Origin of the sequence: Hydrogenophaga borbori, from assembly GCF_003417535.1 — a bacterium.
Classification (GTDB): Bacteria; Pseudomonadota; Gammaproteobacteria; order Burkholderiales; family Burkholderiaceae_C; genus Hydrogenophaga; species Hydrogenophaga borbori.
This window is the reverse complement of sequence record NZ_QVLS01000002.1, coordinates 481,707-499,416: the sequence shown is the minus strand read 5'-3', so window position 1 is coordinate 499,416 and position 17,710 is coordinate 481,707. Positions and strand designations below refer to the sequence as shown.

The 17,710-nt window shown below is 69.4% G+C and carries 16 protein-coding genes; 4 read left to right on the top strand and 12 right to left on the bottom strand.

What is annotated here, in order from left to right; translation table 11 throughout:
* Positions 1–92 precede the first annotated feature (92 nt).
* A complete protein-coding gene (locus DY262_RS05300; RefSeq protein ID WP_181936420.1) occupies positions 93–2,507 on the bottom strand; it encodes a DUF1631 family protein in 2,415 nt (804 codons plus the stop codon).
* A 265-nt stretch (positions 2,508–2,772) separates the two neighbouring features.
* Between DY262_RS05300 and DY262_RS05295 the strand changes: the two genes are divergently transcribed.
* Positions 2,773–3,012 (top strand): hypothetical protein, encoded by a 240-nt coding sequence (locus tag DY262_RS05295; RefSeq protein ID WP_116957906.1) that lies wholly within the window; start codon positions 2,773–2,775, stop codon positions 3,010–3,012.
* A gap of 29 nt (positions 3,013–3,041) precedes the next feature.
* Here DY262_RS05295 and clpB read toward each other — a convergent pair whose 3' ends face one another.
* From clpB to DY262_RS05250, 9 genes are all read right to left on the bottom strand, one after another.
* Entirely contained in the window at positions 3,042–5,648 is a 2,607-nt protein-coding gene (gene clpB / locus DY262_RS05290; RefSeq protein ID WP_116957905.1) for an ATP-dependent chaperone ClpB, read from the bottom strand.
* A gap of 122 nt (positions 5,649–5,770) precedes the next feature.
* Entirely contained in the window at positions 5,771–6,523 is a 753-nt protein-coding gene (locus DY262_RS05285; protein ID WP_116957904.1) for a GNAT family N-acetyltransferase, read from the bottom strand.
* 11 nt (positions 6,524–6,534) lie between these two features.
* Positions 6,535–7,008, bottom strand: coding sequence for a molybdenum cofactor biosynthesis protein MoaE (locus DY262_RS05280; RefSeq protein WP_116957903.1), 474 nt, complete (start codon positions 7,006–7,008; stop codon positions 6,535–6,537).
* A gap of 2 nt (positions 7,009–7,010) precedes the next feature.
* Positions 7,011–7,265 carry a MoaD/ThiS family protein gene (locus DY262_RS05275; protein WP_070397853.1) on the bottom strand — a complete coding sequence of 85 codons (255 nt, stop codon included), beginning with the start codon at positions 7,263–7,265 and terminating at the stop codon, positions 7,011–7,013.
* A complete protein-coding gene (locus DY262_RS05270) occupies positions 7,262–8,545 on the bottom strand; it encodes a molybdopterin molybdotransferase MoeA (RefSeq protein ID WP_116957902.1) in 1,284 nt (427 codons plus the stop codon). Before DY262_RS05270 ends, DY262_RS05275 begins: the two co-directional genes overlap by 4 nt.
* The gene (gene mobB, locus DY262_RS05265) at positions 8,542–9,075 is read right to left on the bottom strand and encodes a molybdopterin-guanine dinucleotide biosynthesis protein B (RefSeq protein ID WP_070398232.1); all 534 of its coding nucleotides are present in this window, start codon (positions 9,073–9,075) and stop codon (positions 8,542–8,544) included. The genes DY262_RS05270 and mobB overlap by 4 nt, the downstream gene beginning before the upstream one ends.
* Before the next feature lie 61 nt (positions 9,076–9,136).
* Complete coding sequence (gene thrC, locus DY262_RS05260; protein WP_116957901.1) at positions 9,137–10,579, bottom strand: threonine synthase; 1,443 nt, start codon at positions 10,577–10,579, stop codon at positions 9,137–9,139.
* Positions 10,579–11,901, bottom strand: coding sequence for a homoserine dehydrogenase (locus DY262_RS05255; RefSeq protein WP_116957900.1), 1,323 nt, complete (start codon positions 11,899–11,901; stop codon positions 10,579–10,581). Before DY262_RS05255 ends, thrC begins: the two co-directional genes overlap by 1 nt.
* A 22-nt stretch (positions 11,902–11,923) precedes the next feature.
* Positions 11,924–13,150 (bottom strand): pyridoxal phosphate-dependent aminotransferase, encoded by a 1,227-nt coding sequence (locus tag DY262_RS05250; RefSeq protein WP_070397857.1) that lies wholly within the window; start codon positions 13,148–13,150, stop codon positions 11,924–11,926.
* Between the two features lie 116 nt (positions 13,151–13,266).
* Between DY262_RS05250 and DY262_RS05245 the strand changes: the two genes are divergently transcribed.
* The 3 genes from DY262_RS05245 to DY262_RS05235 all read left to right on the top strand — a co-directional run bounded on the left by DY262_RS05245 (position 13,267) and on the right by DY262_RS05235 (position 16,223).
* Positions 13,267–13,668, top strand: coding sequence for an Mth938-like domain-containing protein (locus DY262_RS05245; protein WP_116957899.1), 402 nt, complete (start codon positions 13,267–13,269; stop codon positions 13,666–13,668).
* Positions 13,669–13,797: 129 nt separating this feature from the next.
* Positions 13,798–14,274, top strand: a complete 477-nt coding sequence (locus DY262_RS05240; RefSeq protein ID WP_070397859.1) for a peroxiredoxin — start codon at positions 13,798–13,800, stop codon at positions 14,272–14,274.
* Positions 14,275–14,483: 209 nt separating this feature from the next.
* Positions 14,484–16,223 carry a PhoH family protein gene (locus tag DY262_RS05235; RefSeq protein WP_116957898.1) on the top strand — a complete coding sequence of 580 codons (1,740 nt, stop codon included), beginning with the start codon at positions 14,484–14,486 and terminating at the stop codon, positions 16,221–16,223.
* A 9-nt stretch (positions 16,224–16,232) separates the two neighbouring features.
* Here DY262_RS05235 and DY262_RS05230 read toward each other — a convergent pair whose 3' ends face one another.
* Together DY262_RS05230 and DY262_RS05225 are read right to left on the bottom strand one after the other, a co-directional pair.
* Positions 16,233–16,607, bottom strand: a complete 375-nt coding sequence (locus DY262_RS05230; RefSeq protein WP_116957897.1) for a hypothetical protein — start codon at positions 16,605–16,607, stop codon at positions 16,233–16,235.
* An 80-nt stretch (positions 16,608–16,687) separates the two neighbouring features.
* Entirely contained in the window at positions 16,688–17,665 is a 978-nt protein-coding gene (locus DY262_RS05225; RefSeq protein ID WP_147326179.1) for a hypothetical protein, read from the bottom strand.
* Between the last annotated feature and the right edge of the window lie 45 nt (positions 17,666–17,710).

Genomic DNA, 17,710 nt, shown 5'->3' with positions numbered 1-17,710 from the left:
GGCCGAGATGGTACCCAGGCGGCACCCGCCCCGGGCGCTCACGGGTTTTCACCGAAAGGTGGCGCGCGGCGCGGCGCGGCGGGGGCGGGCCCTTATTGCACGCTGACCGGCTCGAGCACCGGCGGTGCGCCCGAGGCCAGCACCGTGTCCAGCGCCGTCTGCACCACCGGACGGGCCTCCACCGGGCGCAGCCAGCGGTTGCGGATGAGGCGCACGCAGACGCGCTTGGTCATGGAGTGCGCCCGGCCGCCTCGGCTGGTGAACATGAACAGCGTGCCGCGCGTGCTGGCCCAGATGAGCTGGGCGCGCAGCCACTCGCCGTGAGAGTACATGTCGACCCAGGTGCCTTCGCGCAGCGACATCAGCAGCTGCTCGGCGTCCATGGCCGGCGCCTCCAGCGGCGCGTGGTCGGAATCCCCCTCGCCGTGCAGGCTGCCGAGGTCGGAGGCCAGGGTGTCCTCGAAGCCTGCGTTGGCCAGCTCTTGCTGGCCCAGCCAGGGCTGCGCTGCCGCCTTGGGCAGGCGCTGCTCGGGCGTGGCCGGCGCGAATTCGTCGAGCCGGGTGGGGTCGAACGCGGGCTCCAGCGGGATCGGGTCGGAATGGCCCGAATCGCTGCGCACCTTGGCGCGGCGCAGGCCCAGCACGGGCTCATGCAGTCGCATCAGGGCGTCGAAGAACGGCTGGGTCTCCTCGCGCGTCTTGCCCAGGGCGTCCAGCCCCTGGTGCAGGGTCTTGATGAGGCCGGGCACGATGCGGAACAGGTCGGCCGGACGGCGCAAGGTCACTTCCTTGCGGATGCTCCACAGCAGGTCGGTGACCGCCTTGCGGTAGGCGTTGAGCTCGGCCTGGCTGTCGGGCAGGCCCATTTCGGCCTGCGCCAGCACCAGGGCCCAGCTGCCGTAGATGAAATCCAGGATAAAGCCCGGCGCGTTCTCCACGTCGGGGCGCTGGCTCAGGTCCCAGGCGGTGCGATCGGCCAGGGCCTGGCGCTCCTCGGCGTGGCGCAGGGCGTGCAGGCGGTCGTTCTGCAGCTGCTGTTCGCGGTCGTCCTGCGAGCGCCAGTGGCCGCGCAGCTTGTCCAGGGCCTCGCCGAAGGCCTTGGGCTCCTTGCTGGCGCGCTCGTTGAGCTGGCGAAAGGCATCGCGCACCGGCCCGAAGAAGGATTCGAACTCCTCGCTGAACTCGTCGTTGTAGCGGAAGCTGCGCTGCGCCACGCTTTCCACCAGGCGGCGCGCGGGGTGGGCGTCTTCGTTGAAGTAGCGCGGCTCGGTCAGCGCCTGGCTGAGCAGCGCGGGCTCCAGCGCCACCACGGCCTCGCGCACCGGCGCCAGCAGCAGCGGGTCGCGCGCCACCTGGTTGACCAGCTTGCGCACCACGTCCAGGCCGATGGCCTGGCCCACCGAGCGGGCCTGGCGCTTGAGGTCGAGCAGCGCGCGCGTGCGCGCAACCGCGCTGGCGAAATCGCCCCAGGCCTCGGCCTTGAGCTGGGAGCCGATGCTGACGCCGCGCGCCGGGCGGTCCACCACGGGCAGGTCGCGAAAGCGCGTGCGCTCCTCTTCGAGCACCGCGTCGTCGAGCACGGGCAGCGCGGCCTCGGCCTGCATCGCGGCCATTTCGCGGTCGAGCTGGCGGAAATACTGCTCGTTCAGCGCCTGCGCATACTCTTCGCCGCCCTGCTGCAGGAACTGCTGCATCACGTCGTGGTCGAGCGTGGGGTGGGCGCGGGCCAGGTCGCCCATGGCCGGCATGAAGGGATGGACCGGCTCGGGCCGGGCCGGCGCGGCCTCGGTGGCCACGCCGCTGGGGGTGAAGCCGAAATCGAGCAGGTCGCGCTTGGGCTGTGCGGGCCGCGTCGCCTGCGGATCGGCCACCAGCCGAACGCGGTAGCTGGCCTCCTGCACGTTCGCGCGCTGCAGCATCAGCGCCAGGTTTTCGTACAGGCCGCGCAGTTCGCGGCCCAGCACCGGGGCCAGGTGACGCATCCAGAGCGTGCGCACCTCGGCGTCGCTTTCGCTGGCGGTCAGCATCTCGCGCAGCACCCGCACGTAGACCGAGGGGCGCAGCGGGTTTTTCTCGGCGTGCACGGTGTCCAGGCCGATGAGCGAGCTCATGCGCGCGTCGAGCACGGCCAGGGCCTGCTCCACCTCGGGCAGCAGGTTCTGCAGCAGCTTGGCGGACTCGATCGATTCGGCCACCGCGTTGTCGTCCACCAGCGCCAGCAGCTCGGTGTTGGACAGCAAGGCCAGGCTGGAGGTATTGCCTTCGTTGTACCCGGTGTGAAAAGCCGCCTTCAGGCGCTGCGCGAAATTGGGGCCCCAGCCATTGCGGTGCTTGAGCAGCGCGAACCAGGACCGCGCCGCGCGGTCGCGCGCGGCCACCTCGCGCAGGTCCTTTTCCTCGGCCTGCAGGGAGGACACGCCCACGTCGATGCAGCGCCCCAGCATGGGCGCGGCGTGGCGGACGGCTTCCTCGAAGCACTGCTCCAGCAAGGGAGAAGGAACGGTCATGTCGGCAAAGGGGCCAGGGGAGCGGCGGTCACCAGGTGATGAAAGCATCACGTGATGCAGGTCACGGTTATAGCCGCCCGAGGTGTGAACGAAGTGGTGATCGGCCGATTTCCGGACAGGGGTAGCCCCTGGGGCTCCAATCGGTCGCCCGGGGCTGCCGGACGGCCCCGCAGGCGCGCGCCCGCGGCTGGCCCGGAACTTGTATGCCCGGGCATCGGGCGCGGTTTCACGGTGAAGTCACGCCGCCGATGCACGCTTCAGGGACATGGAAGGCCACCTCTACACGAAGACGCCCCGCGCCTGGGAGGCGCTGGCCCGCCCCGACGGGCTGGACCGCCGGGCGCACACCCTGCTGCTGATGGCCAACGGCCGGCGCAGCCTGCGCGAACTCTCGCGCCTGCTGGACGAGGACGTGCACGAACTGGCCCGCCGCCTGGCCGCGCAGGGCTATCTGCTGGACAACCAGACGCCGGTACTGGCCGACGTGGACGACGAGGCGGCCTGAGGGCCGGCCGCGCCACGCGCGGCGGCCGATCAGGCCATGGGCAGCGGCTCGCCGAACTCGAACACGCCCGGGTTGCGCACCGGGTCCACACCGACCGGAATGGCCGACTTGGGCGGGTAGCGGCCCTCCAGCAGCAGCTTGGACAGCGGGTTCTCGATGCGCTGCTGGATCGCGCGCTTGAGCGGGCGCGCACCGAACACCGGATCGAAGCCGACCTTGGCCAGCTCGCCCAGCGCCGCCGGCGAGACCTCGAGCTTGAGGTCCATCTTCTGCAGCCGCGCCTGCAGCGCCTGCAGCTGGATGGCGGCGATCGCCTCGATGTTCTTGGCGTCGAGTGCGTGGAACACCACGGTCTCGTCGATGCGGTTGAGGAACTCGGGGCGGAAATAGCCCTTGAGCTCGCCCCACACGGCTTCCTTCACCTCGTCGTAGGGCTGGCCGACCATGGACTGGATCATGTGCGAGCCGATGTTGCTGGTCATCACGATCACGGTGTTCTTGAAGTCCACGGTGCGGCCCTGGCCGTCGGTGAGGCGACCGTCGTCGAGCACCTGCAGCAGCACGTTGAAGACGTCGGGGTGGGCCTTCTCCACCTCGTCGAGCAGCAGCACCGAGTAGGGCTTGCGGCGCACCGCTTCGGTGAGGTAGCCACCCTCCTCGTAGCCCACGTAGCCGGGCGGCGCACCGATCAGGCGCGCGACCGAGTGCTTCTCCATGAACTCGCTCATGTCGATGCGCACGAGGTGGTCTTCGCTGTCGAACAGGAAGCCCGCCAGCGCCTTGCACAGCTCGGTCTTGCCCACGCCGGTGGGGCCCAGGAACAGGAAGGAACCGGTGGGCCGGTTCGGGTCGGACAGGCCCGAGCGCGAGCGGCGGATGGCGTTGGCCACCGCACTGATGGCCTCGTCCTGGCCCACCACGCGTTGGTGCAGGCGGTCCTCCATCTGCAGCAACTTGTCGCGCTCGCCCTGCATGAGCTTGCTCACCGGAATGCCGGTGGCGCGCGCCACCACCTCGGCGATCTCCTCGGCGCCGACCTGGGTGCGCAGCAGCTGCGGGCGGCCGCCCGCCTTCTTGCCGGTCTCGGCCGCCTGGGCGTCCTTCAGGCGTTTTTCCAGTTCGGGCAGCTTGCCGTATTGCAGCTCGGCGACCTTGTTGAAGTCACCCTTGCGGGTGAATTCTTCGATCTGGTGGCGCAGCTTGTCGATCTCTTCCTTCACCTGGGCCGAGCCCTGGGCCTGGGCCTTTTCGGCCTTCCAGATCTCCTCCAGGTCGGCCAGCTCACGCTTGAGGCGCTCGATCTCTTCGTCGATCAGGCCCAGGCGCTTCTGCGAGGCCTCGTCGGTTTCTTTCCTGATGGCCTCGCGCTCGATCTGCAGCTGGATGAGCCGGCGGTCCAGCCGGTCCATGGCCTCGGGCTTGGAGTCGATCTCGATCTTGATCTTGGCCGCGGCCTCGTCGATCAGGTCGATGGCCTTGTCGGGCAGGAAGCGGTCGGTGATGTAGCGGTGGCTCAGCTCGGCCGCGGCCACGATGGCCGGATCGGTGATCTCCACGCCGTGGTGCACCTCGTACTTTTCCTGCAGGCCGCGCAGGATGGCGATGGTGGCTTCCACCGACGGCTCGTCCACCAGGATCTTCTGGAAGCGGCGCTCCAGCGCGGCGTCCTTCTCGATGTACTTGCGGTACTCGTCCAGCGTGGTGGCGCCCACGCAGTGCAACTCGCCACGCGCCAGCGCGGGCTTGAGCATGTTGCCCGCGTCCATGGCGCCTTCGGCCTTGCCGGCACCGACCATGGTGTGCAGCTCGTCGATGAAGACGATGGTCTGGCCCTCGTCCTTGGCCAGTTCGTTGAGCACGCTCTTGAGGCGCTCCTCGAACTCGCCGCGGTACTTGGCGCCGGCCAGCAGCGCGGCCATGTCCAGGCTGAGCACGCGCTTGCCTTTGAGGCTGTCGGGCACCTCGCCGGCCACGATGCGCTGCGCCAGGCCCTCGACGATGGCGGTCTTGCCCACGCCGGGTTCACCGATCAGCACCGGGTTGTTTTTGCTGCGCCGCTGCAGCACCTGGATGGCGCGGCGGATCTCGTCGTCGCGGCCGATCACCGGGTCGAGCTTGCCCGCGCGGGCGCGCTCGGTCAGGTCCATGGTGTATTTCTTGAGCGCCTCGCGCTGGCCCTCGGCCTCGGGGCTGTTGACCTGCTGGCCGCCACGCACGGCGGCGATGGCCGCCTCCAGGCTCTTGCGCGACAGCCCGTTCTCGTTGGCGATGCGGCCCAGCTCGCCCTTGGCGTCGGCCACGGCGAGCAGGAAGAGCTCACTGGCGATGAAGGCGTCGCCGCGCTTGATGCCGTCCTTTTCGGTGGCCTGGAGCAGCTTGGCCAGTTCGGGGCCGACCTGCACCTGCTCCTGGCCCTGCACCTGGGGCAGCCGCTTGACAGCCGCCTCGGCCGCCTGCACGAGGCCGGGCACGTTCACGCCGGCGCGCTGCAGGATGGACACCGGCCCGTCGGTCTGGCGCAGCATGGCCAGCAGCAGGTGCACGGGTTCGATGTAGGCGTGGTCATTGCCCAGCGCGAGGGACTGGGCGTCGGCCAGGGCTTCCTGGAATTTGGTGGTGAGTTTGTCGAGACGCATGGGAGGGGCGCTCCGAAAATGTGGATTGCCAGGCACATGGCGGCAATGGAGCCATTTTCAAGCCGGCCCGGCCTGCCTGCCAACGCCCGCGCTTGATCCAGGTCAAGCCGGCCTGGCCTGCCTCAGCGGCGCCAGTAGGCGTAGGGCCAGGCCAGCTGGAAGCCCGCGCGCTGGTACAGCGCCAGCGCCGGTGCGTTGCCCGCGTCCACCTGCAGGAATACGCGAGGAATGCCGCGGCGCAGCGCCTCGCCGGCCATGGCGCGCAGCACCATGCCCGCCAGCCCTCGCCCGCGCTGGCGGGCGGCCGTGCGCATGCCATGCACGCCCAGCCAGCCGTGGCCGACGCTGGCGGCGCCGCAGGCCAGGGTCTGCCCCACCTCGCTCAGGCTGGCGAAGCGCGTGCCCTGGGCGCGCGAGAGCGCGCGCGAGCGGCTCGCGCCATCCACCGGGTCGAGGCCCTCGCCGAGGAACATGGCGAGCCAGGCGGCGTCCGGGGCATCGGCCAGGCGCAGCTCGACGCCGTGCGGCGGGTCGGGCAGGCGGCGCAGCAGCTCGGCCGTTTCGGCGATGTGGGTCTGCGTGGGCTGGGCCCGCCGGAAGCCGCGTTCGCCCAGGGCCTGGGTGAAGGCCGCCCAGTCGGGCCGTTCGGGCAGGCGCCAGGCCACGGGGAAGCCGCGCGCGCCGTAGCGCTCCGCGATGGCGTCGATGAGGGCGGGATCGGGGGCCGCGTGCGACAGCGGAACGGCGCACTGCGCGCGTCCCACGGTGCCCCGGTCCATGGGCAGCAGCCAGCCCGGCAGGCCATCGTCGAGCTGCTCGGGCGCCACGGCCTGCACCGTGTTGCGTTCGATCGCCTCGACGGTGCGGCTGTCCATGCCCTCGGTCCTCAGGCGTTGCTCGCGGGCAGGCCCCAGCGGGCCAGCGCGGCGTCGTCACTCACGCGCGCGTCGACCCAGCGCGCGCCCTCGGGCGTTTGCTCCTTCTTCCAGAACGGCGCCTGGGTCTTGAGGTAGTCCATCAGGAACTCACAGGCCTGGAAGCTCTGGCCCCGGTGGGCGGCGCTGACCACCACGAGCACGATCTGGTCCAGTGGCTGCAGCGGCCCCACGCGGTGGATGACCCGCGCACCGAGGATGTCGAAGCGCCGGAAGGCCTCGTCGATCATGGACTCGATGGCCTTTTCGGTCATGCCGGGGTAATGCTCCAGCTCCATCGCGCTGACGGCGAGGCCGTCGTTGCGGTCGCGCACGGTGCCGATGAAACTGCAGACCGCACCCACGCCCTTGTCCTGCAGGCGCAGCAGCGCGACCTCGGTGCTGAGGTCGAAGTCGGCGGTCTGGATGGAAACGCGCGCGACCATGTTCAACCGCCGGTCACCGGCGGGAAGAAGGCCACCTCCGCACCGTCGGCAAGCGCGGCGCTTTCGTCGGCCATGGCCTGGTTCAGCGAGACGCGAACGGCCTTGCCGCGCGCCAGCGCCTGCGCATGCGCGCCGCCGCGCGCGATGAGTTCGTCGCGCAGCGCCGCCAGCGTGGGCGCGGCCGTGCTCAGGCGCTCGGCGCCGGTGCCGATGGCCTCGCGGATGGAGGCGAAGTAGCGCAACTGGATGGTGTTCATGCGAGCAGGTCCGACAGGGCGATGAAGCGCACGGTGTCGCCCGGCGCGATGGTGGTGCCCGAGGGGTTGTCGACCAGGCCGTCGGCCCAGACCACGGAGGTGAGCACGCCCGAACTCTGGTTCGGGAACAGCTCGACGCCGCCGCTGGCGTTGCGGCGCGCGCGCAGGAATTCGCGGCGCCTGTCGGCGCGCGGCAGGCTGAAGTCGGCGCGCAGCGGCAGTGCCGCGGGCAGGCGCAGGGCGTGGGGATCGGCAACGCCCTGCAGCTGCAGCAGGAAGGGACGCACGAGCAGCAGGAAGGTGATGTAGCTGGACACCGGGTTGCCCGGCAGGCCGATGAAGTGGCAATGGCTGCCCACGCCCTGCCCCGCGCCCGCGTCGCGCCGCACATGGCCATAGGCGAAGGGCTTGCCGGGCTTCATGGCGATCTGCCAGAGATCGAGCCCGCCCAACTGCTGCACCGAGGGTTTGATGTGGTCTTCCTCGCCCACCGACACGCCGCCGCTGGTGAGGATCAGGTCATGGTGGTCGGCCGCCGTCTTGAGCGCGGCCAGCGTGGACTCGCGCTGGTCCGGCACGATGCCGAGGTCGCTCACCTCGCAGCCGAAGCGCTGCAGCAGCGCGCGCAGGAAAAAGCGGTTGGAGTTGTAGATGGCGCCGGGCTTCATGGCCTCGGGCGGCACCTCGCCGGGCATCACGAGCTCGTCGCCGGTGGAGAACAGGGCCACGCGCGGGCGGCGCACCACCCGCAGATGGGGCAGGCCCAGGCTGGCCGCCAGGCCCAGGGCGCCCTCGTCCAGGCGCTGGCCGCGCGTCAGCACGGTGGCGCCGCGCGTCACGTCCTCGCCCGAGCGGCGCACCCACTGGCCAGGTTCGGGAATGGTGTCGATGTGCACCGCGTGCAGGTCGCCGCCGACCTCGCGCGTGTCTTCCTGCATGACCACCGCGTCGGCGCCTTCGGGCATGGGCGCGCCGGTGAAGATGCGCGCGCAGGTGCTGGGCTGCAGCGGCCCGCCCGAGTGACCGGCCGGGATGCGCTGGCTGATGGGCAGCACCACGCCTTTGTCGGTCACGTCGGCGCAGCGCACGGCGTAGCCGTCCATGGAGGAGTTGTCCTGCGGCGGCACCTGCAGGGCGCTCACCAGGTCCTGCGCCAGCACGCGGCCCACGGCGTCGATGGTGGGCACCGTGTCGGTGTCGGCAAGGGGCATGACGCGGCCGAGCAAAGCGGCCAGGGCGTCGTCCAGGGCCATCAGGGGCGCGCGGGCCGGAGCGTTCATGGGGCGTCGGGGGGTCTGTAGTGGAACCGGCTGGCATTGTCGACCAGCCACGCGGCCACGTCATCGGGCGCGTTCAAATCCAGCACCGGGCGTGCGGGCGGCTCGGGCAGGGCCGCCGGGCTGTCGGTGGCCACGGCCAGGACCCGGGGCTGCGCCGGGTAGATCACGGGCTGGCCACTGGCCTGGCGCCAGACCTCGATCTTGGGCAGGCTGCTGCCCTTGAAACCCTCGACCAGCACCCAGTCCACCTCGGCGCTGAGCCGTGCGATGAGCGCGTGCACGTCGTGCGTGGCCTCGGTCTCCAGCTCGCGCATGAAGACCACCCGCCGGGGCGACGCGGCCACGATCTCCACGGCGCCGGCCTCGCGGTGGCGCCAGGTGTCCTTGCCGGGGTGGTCGATGTCGAAGCTGTGGTGCGCGTGCTTGATGACCGAGACGCGGTGGCCGCGCAGGCGCAGGGCGGGAATGAGCTGTTCGACCAGCGTGGTCTTGCCCGAACCCGAGAATCCCGCGAAGCCGACGACGTTCACCGGAGCACCCTCCGCGCCGCGCCTGGCGGGGCTGATCGCCTGGGGAACGGCCCGGCGACGCTCATGCGGCCGCGGTGCGCTGGGCGATGTAGGCCTTGACCCGGTCGACGTCGGCCGGCATCACGGTCACGCGCTTGGGCAGCGACTCGATGCCCACGTAGGCGGCCGGGCGCTCGGGCTCGTGGCCCAGGGCCTCCACGATGGTCTCGGCGAACTTGATCGGCAGGGCGGTTTCCAGCACCACCATGGGCACGCCCGGCTCGAGGTGCTCGCGCGCCACCTTGACGCCATCGGCGGTGTGGGTGTCGATCACCACGGCATGGCGTCGGTCGACCTCGCGGATGGTGGCCAGGCGGTCGGCGTGGGTGCTGCGCCCGCTTAGGAAGCCGTAGTGCGCGGCGGCGTCGGCGAAAACGGCATCGCCGCTCAGGTCGAAGCGGCCTTCGCTCGACAGCGCGTCGGCGAACAGCGCCTTGCAGCGCGCCGGGTCGCGGCCCACGAGGTCGAAGACGAAGCGCTCGAAGTTGCTCGCCTTGGAAATGTCCATCGAGGGGCTGGAGGTCTCGTGCGTGTCGGCGCTGCCGCGCACGCGGTAGACGCCGGTGCGGAAGAACTCGTCGAGCACGTCGTTCTCATTCGTGGCCACCACCAGCCGGTGGATCGGCAGGCCCATCTGCCGCGCCACGTGACCCGCGCAGACGTTGCCGAAGTTGCCGCTGGGCACGGTGAAGCTCACGCGCTCGCCGTTGTGCCCCGTGGCCTGGAAGTAGCCGGCGAAGTAATAGACCACCTGGGCCAGCAGCCGCGCCCAGTTGATGGAGTTGACCGTGCCGATCTTGTGGCGGCGCTTGAAGTCGAGGTCGTTGCTGACGGCCTTGACGATGTCCTGGCAGTCGTCGAACACGCCCTCGATGGCGATGTTGTGGATGTTCGGGTCCGTCAGGCTGAACATCTGCGCCTGCTGGAAGGGGCTCATGCGGCCGTGCGGGCTGAGCATGAAGACGCGCACGCCGCGCTTGCCCTTCATGGCGTGCTCGGCCGCGCTGCCGGTGTCGCCGCTGGTGGCGCCCAGGATGTTGAGCGACTCGCCGCGGCGGCCCAGCTCGTACTCGAACAGCTGCCCCAGCAGTTGCATGGCCATGTCCTTGAAGGCCAGCGTGGGGCCGTTGGACAGGGCCTCGAGGTAGAAACCGTCCCCGAGCTGCTTGAGCGGCACGATGGCCGGGTTGCCGAACACCGCCTCCGTATAGGTGCGCTCGCAGAGGGCGCGCAGGTCGGCCGCGGGGATGTCGTCGATGTAGAGCGACAGGATCTCGAAGGCCAGCGCCGCGTAGCCGCCAGGCTTGCCTTCGTTGAAGACCGCGCGCAGGCGCTGCAGCGCGGCGGCGTCCACCTGCGGGTAGCGCTCGGGCAGGTACAGGCCACCGTCGGGTGCCAGGCCTTCCAGCAGGATCTCGCAGAAGCGCTTGCGTTCGGCGTGGCCGCGCGTGGACAGGTAACGCATCAGCGGAGCTCTTCCTTGCGGATGCGCACGATGGGCGAAAGCACCGTGGGCAGGGCCTGCAGCTCGGCCAGCACCTTGTCCATGGTGCCTTCGCGCGTGTCGTGCGTGAGGATGATGAGGTCGGTGCTGGTGGCGCCCTCGCCGCCCACCTCGTCGGCCTCGCGCTGCAGCACGGCGTCGATGCTGATGCCGTTGAGCGCGAGCACGCCCGTGACCTTGGCGAGCACGCCGGCCTCGTCGGCCACGCGCAGGCGCAGGTAGTAGCTGGTGACCACCTCGCTCATGGGCAGCACCGGCAGGTCGCTCAGGGCGTCGGGCTGGAAGGCCAGGTGCGGCACGCGGTGGTGCGGGTCGGCCGTGTGCAGGCGCGTCACGTCCACCAGGTCGGCGATCACGGCGCTGGCCGTGGGCTCGCTGCCCGCGCCCTTGCCGTAGTACAGCGTGGTGCCCACGGCGTCGCCGTGCACCACCACCGCGTTCATCGCCCCCTCGACGTTGGCCAGCAGGCGCTTGGCCGGCACCAGGCTGGGGTGCACACGCAGCTCGATGCCGCGCGGCGCGCGCTTGGTGATGCCCAGCAGCTTGATGCGGTAGCCCAGCTGCTCGGCGTAGCGGATGTCGGTGGCCGACAGCCGGGTGATGCCCTCGACGTAGGCCTTGTGAAACTGCACCGGGATGCCGAAAGCGATGGCGCTCATGATGGTCGCCTTGTGCGCCGCGTCCACGCCCTCGATGTCGAAGGTCGGGTCGGCTTCGGCATAGCCCAGGCGCTGCGCCTCCTTGAGCACGACCTCGAAGTCGAGCCCCTTGTCGCGCATCTCCGAGAGGATGAAGTTGGTGGTGCCGTTGATGATGCCGGCGATCCACTCGATGTGGTTGGCCGAGAGGCCCTCGCGCAGCGCCTTGATGATCGGGATGCCACCGGCCACGGCGGCCTCGAAGGCCACGATCACGCCGCGCGCCGAGGCCGCCGCGAAGATCTCGGTGCCGTGCACCGCGAGCAGGGCCTTGTTGGCCGTGACCACGTGCTTGCCCGCCGAGATGGCCTCCATCACCAGGGCCTTGGCGATGCCATAGCCGCCGATGAGCTCGATCACGATGTCGATGTCGGGATTGGCGATCACCTCGCGCGCGTCGCCCACGACGGTGACGCCCTCGCCCACCACGGCCCTGGCACGCGCCACGTCGAGGTCGGCCACCATGGTGATCTGGATGCCGCGGCCGGCGCGGCGGCGGATCTCTTCCTGGTTGCGTTGCAGCACGTTGAAGGTGCCGCTGCCCACGGTGCCAATGCCCAGCAGGCCCACTTGAATCGGTTTCATCGGTCGATCGGAAAGGAAAAACTCAGTTGCCGTGGCGTTTTCGCCAGTGTTCGAGGAAGCGCGCGACGCGGCCGATGGCCTCGCGCAGGTCGTCCTCGTGCGGCAGGAAGACGATGCGGAAGTGCTGGTTGTCGGGGTAGTTGAAACCCGATCCCTGCACCAGCATCACGCGCGTTTCCTGCAGCAGTTCCAGGAACAGCTGCTGGTCGTCCTGCACGGGGTACATCGCCGGATCGAGCTTCGGAAACATGTAGAGCGCCGCCTGCGGCTTGACGCAGCTCACCCCCGGGATCGCCGTGATGAGTTCGTAGGCCAGGTCGCGCTGGCGGCGCAGGCGCCCGCCCTCCTGAACCAGGTCGTTGATGCTCTGGTAGCCGCCCAGGGCGGTCTGGATCGCCCACTGGCCCGGCACGTTGGCACACAAGCGCATGTTCGAGAGCATGTTCAGGCCCTCGATGTAGTCCTTGGCGGGCTTCTTGTCGCCCGACACCACCAGCCAGCCCGCGCGGTAGCCGCAGGAGCGGTAGCTCTTGGACAGCGAGTTGAAGGTGAGCGTGAGCACGTCGTTCGACAGGCTGCCGATCGGCACGTGCTTGACGTCGTCGTACAGCACCTTGTCGTAGACCTCGTCGGCGAAGATCACCAGGCCGTGCTGGCGCGCCAGGCCCACGATCTGCTGCAGCAGCTCCTTGGGGTACAGCGCGCCCGTGGGGTTGTTCGGGTTGATGACCACGATGCCCTTGGTGGCCGGCGTGATCTTGCGGCGGATGTCCTCGATGTCGGGCATCCAGCCCTTGGACTCGTCGCACATGTAGTGCACGGGCGTGCCGCCCGAGAGACTGGCCGCCGCCGTCCACAGGGGGTAGTCGGGGGCCGGCAGCAGCAGCTCGTCGCCGTCGTCGAGCAATGCGTTGGTCGCCATCACGATCAGCTCGCTGGCGCCGTTGCCGAGGTAGATGTCCTCCAGCGTGACACCCTGGATGCCTTGCAGCTGGGTCTCGTGCATCACCGCCTTGCGCGCCGCGAAGATGCCCTTGCTGTCGGAGTAACCCGCCGAATTCGGCAGGTTCCGGATCATGTCCTGCTGGATCTCCTCGGGCGCATCGAAACCGAACACCGCCAGATTGCCGATGTTGAGCTTGATGATCTTGTGGCCCTCTTCCTCCATCTGCCGCGCCGCGTCCATGATGGGACCGCGGATGTCGTAGCAGACGTTGGCGAGCTTGGCGGATTTCTGGATGGTCTTCAAAGTCCCTCCGAGGGCGGAAGCCTGGCGCGGTAAGGCTAAGATGGGTGCCGCGCCGGTCACGAGCAAACTTGCGATTTGACCACAGTTCTCCAGCCCGCCCAGGGCGCGAACGCCCCATGAAACTGCACGCCGACACGCCCCACCAGCTCGCCATTACCGCCCTCGGCGAGGGCTGGATCGCGATCAACGGTGAGCGCCACACGGCCAGTGTGGTGCTCACGGCCGGTGGGCAACTGCGCCCCTGGAACTGCGAGCGTTTCGAGGACCTGGGCCCCGGGCACTTCGAGGAACTGCTGGACCCGGCCGGCGTGACGCCGGAATTGGTGGTCTTCGGCAGCGGCGCGCGGCTGCGCTTCGTGGCACCCCGGCTGCTGCGCGCCCTGCTGGAACGCGGCATTGGCGTGGAAACCATGGACACCGCGGCCGCCTGCCGGACCTACAACATCCTGGCCGGCGAAGGGCGCCGCGTCGCGGCGGCCCTCCTACAAGAAGGTGGATCCCAGCCCGTATCCGGGTAATCGGGCCCTCAAAGAGGTAAAATACTGGGTTGTTGCCCGGTCAGACCTTCCGTATGCATGCGCAGCGTCGGTCCGGCCACTCGGGCAGCCAACGCAACACCATCCACTTACGTCAGGGGTCTCCACAGCATGGCCGTCGTTGTCAACAAACCCATCCCCGAGTTCGAATCCCTGGCCACCGGCGGCGTCAAGGTCAGCCACCAGAGCCACCTCGGTCAGACGCTCGTGCTGTATTTCTACCCCAAGGACAATACGCCTGGCTGCACCACCGAGGCCATGCAGTTTCGCGACAAGTACAAGGATTTCGTCAAGGCCGGCGCCCAGGTGTTCGGCGTCTCGCGCGACAACATGAAATCGCACGACGACTTCAAGGCCAAGCTGGAGCTGCCCTTCGAGCTCATCGCCGACACCGAGGAAAAGATGTGCCACATGTTCGGCGTGGTCAAGAACAAGATCATGTACGGCAAGAAGGTCAAGGGCATCGAGCGCAGCACCTTCCTGATCGGGCCCGACGGCGTGCTGCGCCAAGAGTGGCGCGGCCTGAAGGTTCCCGGCCACGTCGAGGAAGTGCTCAAGGCCGTCAAGGCACTCAAGAAGGCCGCCTGAACGCCCGGTGGTGCGGCGCAGCGACACCCCGCTGCCCGACCGCGTCACCGCGCTTTCGGTGACATGCGGAAGGTGTATAGTGATTCGCATGTCTTCGGGCATCTTCCCTGTCCACCGCTGTTTCCGCCCCCTCCGACGCACGCAAAGCCGCCCGGTTTTCCCGGCGGCTTTTTGTTTTTTCGAGCCCGCGCGCTGAACGCCAAGCCCACATGCCCCTGCCCCCCGCCCCCTCCAAACGCGCCGCCCTCCTCGCCCCCGACGCCTACACCCTCAAGGCCTCCAACGCCAACCTCGAAGATTACGACGAGCGCGCCGGCGGCCTGAACATCCTCCCGGACGACGACACGCTGGCGGCGCCCGAGCCGGTCGACGCACCCGCCCCGCGAAAAGCGCGCCCCGCGCCGGCCGCCAAGGCCCGCCGCGCACCCCCCCCCGCCCTGGAACTCAAGGACCGCACCGAGCGCCCCGAGCCGGCCGCGCCCGCCTCCACCAGCCTCGCGCCCTCCTCGCCCGTGGCCGCCCCGCGGCGCCGCGCTGGCGGCAAGCTGGCCAGCGGCGGCCCCGCCCGCCTCTTCGTGCTCGACACGAACGTGCTGCTGCACGATCCGATGAGCCTCTTCCGCTTCGAGGAACACGACATCTACCTGCCGATGATCGTGCTGGAAGAGCTGGACGGCCACAAAAAGGGCATGACCGAGGTCGCCCGCAACGGCCGCCAGACCAGTCGCACGCTCGATGCCCTGGCGGCCCAGGCCGGTGGAGACATGACCAAGGGCCTGAAGCTCTCCGCCACCGGCCACCAATCCGCGCGCGGCCTGCTGTTCTTCCAGACCGAGCCGCTGCTGAGCGAGTTGCCCCCGTCTCTGCCCCAGGGCAAGGCCGACAACCAGATCCTCGGCGTGGTGGCTGCGCTGCGCCAGCGCCACGCCGATCGTGAAGTGATCCTGGTGTCCAAGGACATCAACATGCGCGTGAAGGCGCGCGCACTGGGTCTGGCCGCGGAGGACTACGAGAACGACAAGACCCTGGACGACGGCGAGCTGCTGTACCCGGGCTCGCTGGCCCTTCCGCAGGACTTCTGGACGCGCCAGAGCAAGACCATCGAAAGCTGGCAGAGCGGCAGCCACACCTTCTACCGCGTGAGCGGCCCGGCGGTGGGCCAGTTCCACATCAACCAGTTCGTCTACTTCGAAGCGCCGGGCGAGCCCTCGCTGTATGCGCGCGTGACCGAGATCCGCGACAAGACCGCGGTGCTCAAGACGCTCAAGGACTACACCCACCTCAAGAACGCCGTCTGGGGCGTGACCAGCCGCAACCGCGAGCAGAACTTCGCGCTCAACCTGTTGATGGACCCCGAGATCGACTTTGTGACGCTCGCCGGCACCGCCGGCACGGGCAAGACGCTGATGGCGCTGGCCTCCGGCCTCACGCAGGTGCTGGACGACCGGCGCTACACCGAGATCATCATGACCCGGGCCACCGTCAGCGTGGGCGAAGACATCGGATTCCTGCCCGGTACCGAGGAAGAAAAGATGGGCCCCTGGATGGGCGCGCTGGACGACAACCTGGAGTTCCTGGCCAAGGGCGACGGCGGCAATGCGGGCGAATGGGGCCGCGCAGCCACCAATGAACTCATCCGCAGCCGCATCAAGGTCAAAAGCATGAATTTCATGCGCGGCCGGACCTTCATGAACAAGTACGTGATCATCGATGAGGCGCAGAACCTGACGCCCAAGCAGATGAAGACGCTGATCACACGCGCGGGCCCAGGCACCAAGATGATCTGCATGGGCAATCTGGCGCAGATCGACACGCCCTACCTCACCGAAGGCTCCTCGGGCCTGACCTACGCGGTGGACCGCTTCAAGGGCTGGCCGCACGGCGGGCACATCACGCTGGCGCGTGGCGAACGCTCAAGGCTCGCCGACTTCGCCTCCGAGGTGCTCTAAGGCCCGCCTTCATTCGGGTGGCGCGCCGCCGTCGGCCTCGGCCAGGCCCACCAGAACGGAGAGCAACAGCCGGACATCGGCCTCACGGCGCACGTCCACGTCGATGACCGGCACGCGCCAGCCCGCCGCCTCCAGGCCGGCGCAGTAGGCCTCGACGCCGGGCGAGGGATGCGTCTCCAGCCGCCCCACGCCCACCACCGTCGGCAGGGGCCCGATGGGCCCGGCCAGCACTCGCAGGTGCCGCTCCACCTGGGCAATGGGGTCGGTTTGGCTGTTGTCGGCCAGCACGATCAGGCCCCACGCGCCAGCGGCGGCGGGGGGCTTGCCATTCAGTGCTCCACCACTTCCGTCGAGGCTCATGGGCACGGCGATGCCCTCACCCATGGATCGGCTGGCGGTGGCCTTGCCAGCACCCCTGGGCCCGGTGATGACAACCTTGAATTCGGCAGGTGTCGTGGCGGGGGTCACCACAAGCGCCACTTCTCGCGCAAGGGCTTGAACCGCGCCGACACCGTGGCGTCGCGGACCGCCCCCAGGGGACGGGTGGTCTCTTCCAGTTGGCCAAGGCCCAACGCGTCCCCCGTGAGCACAAAGGCGCGCACCACCGGCAGCGGCAGACCCGCACGCTCGGCCAATTCCAGGGCGGTGTATGGCCGGCGCCACAGCAAGGCCGCCAGGTGCGGATGGCCCGGCGCCATGAGCCCCATGGCCTGAGGCCAGCGCCGCAGGCGCCAGGCACCGCGCAAAGGCGGATGGGGGGCGCGCGCCTCCACCATGGTCGCGCTCAGGCGCCACAGGAACGCGCTCAGCGAATGCGTCTCGGCGCCTTGCAGCACGTCTTCGTCGGCCGCCGTGCACGGGCGCAGCGCACCCAGGTCATGGGCGTGCGAAAGCAGTTGCTCAACCGGAACGCTGGCCTGCATGGACTGCGACACCGCATCGAGGCGGAGCAACTGCCCTCCGCCGATCGGCAATACGCTGTGGCCACAGGTCCGAAGCGCCGCCCGCAGCCGCTCGAACAGAAAGGACAACCACCGCTGGCGATGCAGGGGGTTCGAAGACCGCCGCCGGGGCATGGCCTGTTGCAAGGCCGTGATGACGCCGCTCATGCGCAAGGGAGAACTGACGGTGATCGGGCCACCCCACCCGAACGGCACGGTGGCGGCGTCGGTGACCACGACGGTGGTGCGGCCCGGGCAGGTGCTCAGTGCCGCCGGCGAGGCAAAGACCACATGGCAACCGGCGACGTCCTCGCTGTACCGAAGCCCCATCCCGAGCGCCCCGTCCAGCCAGCGCACCAGCGCCCGCAGGATGGTGGTGTCCTGGGCCGGCAGGGCCAGCGATCCGATCGTCACGCCCTCAGGGCCTGGGTGGCCCCGCCGATTGGCGGGGCTTGGTGGCACCACGGCCGGCACATCCCATGGTGGCGACTGGCTGATCATGCGTCCTCCCTGCATCAAGAGGCGCGAACTATGTGCGTCCCCCTA

What these genes read in the sequence shown, in the direction of transcription:
- DY262_RS05240 (WP_070397859.1), top strand. Translation starts at nt 13,798, where the DNA reads ATGGCCGTCGTTGTCAACAAACCCATCCCCGAGTTCGAATCCCTGGCC.
- DY262_RS05225 (WP_147326179.1), bottom strand. Translation starts at nt 17,665, where the DNA reads ATGATCAGCCAGTCGCCACCATGGGATGTGCCGGCCGTGGTGCCACCA.
- DY262_RS05285 (WP_116957904.1), bottom strand. Translation starts at nt 6,523, where the DNA reads ATGGACAGCCGCACCGTCGAGGCGATCGAACGCAACACGGTGCAGGCC.
- thrC (WP_116957901.1), bottom strand. Translation starts at nt 10,579, where the DNA reads ATGCGTTACCTGTCCACGCGCGGCCACGCCGAACGCAAGCGCTTCTGC.
- DY262_RS05300 (WP_181936420.1), bottom strand. Translation starts at nt 2,507, where the DNA reads ATGACCGTTCCTTCTCCCTTGCTGGAGCAGTGCTTCGAGGAAGCCGTC.
- DY262_RS05270 (WP_116957902.1), bottom strand. Translation starts at nt 8,545, where the DNA reads ATGAACGCTCCGGCCCGCGCGCCCCTGATGGCCCTGGACGACGCCCTG.
- DY262_RS05280 (WP_116957903.1), bottom strand. Translation starts at nt 7,008, where the DNA reads ATGGTCGCGCGCGTTTCCATCCAGACCGCCGACTTCGACCTCAGCACC.
- DY262_RS05235 (WP_116957898.1), top strand. Translation starts at nt 14,484, where the DNA reads ATGCCCCTGCCCCCCGCCCCCTCCAAACGCGCCGCCCTCCTCGCCCCC.
- DY262_RS05255 (WP_116957900.1), bottom strand. Translation starts at nt 11,901, where the DNA reads ATGAAACCGATTCAAGTGGGCCTGCTGGGCATTGGCACCGTGGGCAGC.
- DY262_RS05295 (WP_116957906.1), top strand. Translation starts at nt 2,773, where the DNA reads ATGGAAGGCCACCTCTACACGAAGACGCCCCGCGCCTGGGAGGCGCTG.
- DY262_RS05230 (WP_116957897.1), bottom strand. Translation starts at nt 16,607, where the DNA reads ATGGGTGAGGGCATCGCCGTGCCCATGAGCCTCGACGGAAGTGGTGGA.
- DY262_RS05245 (WP_116957899.1), top strand. Translation starts at nt 13,267, where the DNA reads ATGAAACTGCACGCCGACACGCCCCACCAGCTCGCCATTACCGCCCTC.
- clpB (WP_116957905.1), bottom strand. Translation starts at nt 5,648, where the DNA reads ATGCGTCTCGACAAACTCACCACCAAATTCCAGGAAGCCCTGGCCGAC.
- DY262_RS05275 (WP_070397853.1), bottom strand. Translation starts at nt 7,265, where the DNA reads ATGAACACCATCCAGTTGCGCTACTTCGCCTCCATCCGCGAGGCCATC.